The organism is Clostridia bacterium (assembly GCA_019683875.1).
Taxonomy (GTDB): Bacteria; Bacillota; Sulfobacillia; order RBS10-35; family Bu92; genus Bu92.
The window spans coordinates 1-2,763 of the sequence record JADGHN010000173.1 but is presented as its reverse complement, the minus strand read 5'-3'; the positions used below and the strand labels follow the sequence as shown (position 1 = coordinate 2,763).

The following is a 2,763-nucleotide window of genomic DNA, read 5'->3' as shown; positions in this document are numbered from 1 at the left end:
CGCCTCGGACCGGGAGGCCGAGAACACGATCGTGGCCGTCGACCTGGACACCGGGCGCGCCACGGTGCTCGTCTCCGGGGCGGACTTCTACGCCGCGCCGCGGTTGAGCCCCGACGGGCGCAAGCTGTGCTGGCTCTCGTGGAACCACCCGAACATGCCCTTCGACGGGACGGACCTCTGGGTGGCGGACGTGGCGCCGGACGGCAGCCTTGGGCCCGCGCGGCACGTGGCGGGCGGCCCCGACGAGTCGATCTTCCAGCCGGAGTGGTCGCCGGACGGGGTGCTTCACTTCGTCTCGGACCGGACCGGGTGGTGGAACCTCTACCGGCTCGAGGAGGGCGGCCCGCGCGCGCTCGCGCCCATGGAGGCGGAGTTCGGCGAGCCCCAGTGGGTGTTCGGCCTTTCCACCTACGCCTTCGCCGGGCCGGACCAGATCGTCTGCAAGTACGAGAAGAACGCGTTCGCGCACCTCGCCACGCTGGACCTCCGCACGGGGGAGCTTCGCCGGCTGGACCTGCCCTTCACCGTGATCCAGTCCGTGCGCGCGCGCGGCCGCAGGGTCTGCTTCGTGGGTGGCGCGCCCGACCGGCCGGGAGCGGTCGTGGACCTCGACCTCGGCACCGGAGCGTTCCGCGAGCTCCGGCGAAGCACGGACGTGGAGATCGACCCGGGCTACGTGTCCGTACCCCAGGCGATCGAATTCCCCACGCAGGGCGGGCGGACCGCGCACGCCCTCTATTACGCGCCGCGCAACCGGGACTTCGAGGCACCGGAGGGCGAGCGGCCGCCGCTCCTCGTCCTCAGCCACGGGGGGCCGACGGCGCACAGCCGGCCGGTGTTCAACCTCGGCCTCCAGTACTGGACCAGCCGCGGCTTCGCGGTCGTCGACGTCAACTACGGCGGCAGCAGCGGCTACGGGCGCGCGTATCGCGATCGCCTGAAGGGCATGTGGGGCGTCGTCGACGTCGACGATTGCGTCGCGGCCGCCCTGCACCTGGCGGAGCGAGGTCTGGTCGACCGGAACCGGCTGGCCATCCGCGGCGGCAGCGCCGGCGGCTACACCACCATGGCGGCGCTCGTGTTCCGCGACGTCTTCAAGGCCGGGGCGAGCCACTTCGGCGTCAGCGACCTGGAAACGCTCGCGCGCGACACGCACAAGTTCGAGTCGCGGTACCTGGACAGCCTGGTCGGGCCGTACCCCGAACGGCGCGATCTCTACGTGGAACGGTCGCCGATCCACTCCATCGACCGGCTGTCCTGCCCCATGATCTTCTTCCAGGGGCTCGAGGATCGGGTCGTGCCGCCGTCCCAGGCGGAGGCGATGGTGGCGAAACTGCGTGAGAAGGGCATCCCCGTCGCCTACCTGGCCTTCGAGGGCGAGGGGCACGGGTTCCGCAAGGCCGAGAACATCAAGCGGACGCTTGAGGCCGAGCTGTACTTCTACTCCAGGATCTTCGGCTTCCCGCTGGCGGACGAGGTCGAGCCCGTGGCCATCGAGAACCTGGCATAAGTCGATGCCGGCGTGACGCGCACGGGAGCCATCGACGGGCCGCGGCGGGTGTTGGCGTGGCCGGTGAGTAAGGGGCCGTCCCGGGCGGAGGACCGTCAGGACGCGCCGGACAGGATCAGGATGACGTCGGCGATCGCGAGCAGGCCGATCACGATCCAGACCACGCGCGCGTAAACCGGCTTCGCGTGCACGGCGAACGGAGCGGCGATCATCGTGGCCAGGCAGATCACAAACAGAACGACGAAGGGCAACGGAAAGCTCGCCACGGTCATGATCATACTACCAACGCCCTGAAGCGGCCACCTGCAACGCCCCGGACGCCGCCACGGCCAGCAGCACGACGCGCCATGACGGCCACTTCCACACGACGAGCAGGCCGAAGGAGACGAGGCCCACGGCGAAGTCGCCGGGCGAGCGGATTCCCTGGGTGAAGATCGGGTTGTACCAAGCGGCGAGCAGGATGCCGACGACCGCCGCGTTCACGCCGTCCAGCGCGGCGCGCAGCCGCGGACGCTGCCGCAGGGCCGCCCAGAACGGCCAGGCGCCGATCACCAAAAGGAATGCCGGCAGGAAGATGGCGACCGTCGCGAGGACGGCCCACGGCCAGCCCCCGATGACGGCCCCCAGGTACGCGGCAAACGTGAAGAGCGGGCCCGGAACCGCCTGCGCCGCGCCGTAGCCGGCCAGGAACTGGTCCTGCGTCACCCAGCCGTTCGGCACGACGGCCGCCTGCAGCAGCGGCAGCACGACGTGGCCGCCGCCGAACACCAGGGCTCCGGCGCGGTAGAAGGCGTCCGCGACGGCCACCCAGCGCGCGCCGGTCGCCAGGCGCGCCAGCGGCAGGCCAGCGAGAAGCGCGACGAAGAAGATCCCGGCCAGTGCGGCGGCGCGGCGGGAGACGGGTCGCGGCAGGGCTCCGGCGGCCGGCCCCTCCGCGGCGCTCGCCGCCGGCGCCTCCGCGGCGGGCAGCCACCGCCAGCCGATCAGCGCCCCTGCGACGATCACCATCACCTGGGCCAGCGCCGAGGGGAGCAGGAGAAGCACGACGGCCGCGCCCAGCGCCATCGACGCCCGGGCGCGGTCGGGCGCGAGCCGGCCCGCCATCGACCACACCGCCTGGGCCACGACGGCCACGGGCACGACCAGGAGGCCGTGCAGCAGCGTCGTAGCGAGCGGCGGCTCCCCGTGCAGCGCGAGGGCGAAGATGGCGAGGAGCGCCGCCGACGGTAGGGTGAAGCCGAGCCAGGCGGCGA

The 2,763-nt window shown here is 72.2% G+C and carries 3 protein-coding genes; 1 reads left to right on the top strand and 2 read right to left on the bottom strand.

The genetic code is table 11. The features are described 5' to 3' along the window. Positions 1-1,510 (top strand): S9 family peptidase (locus IRZ18_09505; GenBank protein MBX5477341.1); only part of this gene is annotated, 1,510 nt, incomplete at its 5' end. A 95-nt stretch (positions 1,511-1,605) separates the two neighbouring features. Here the strand turns inward: IRZ18_09505 and IRZ18_09500 are convergent. Then, positions 1,606-1,788, bottom strand: a complete 183-nt coding sequence (locus IRZ18_09500; GenBank protein MBX5477340.1) for a hypothetical protein — start codon at positions 1,786-1,788, stop codon at positions 1,606-1,608. 1 nt (position 1,789) lies between these two features. Next, positions 1,790-2,763: chromate efflux transporter (gene chrA / locus IRZ18_09495; GenBank protein MBX5477339.1), on the bottom strand; the 974-nt coding region annotated here is incomplete at its 5' end.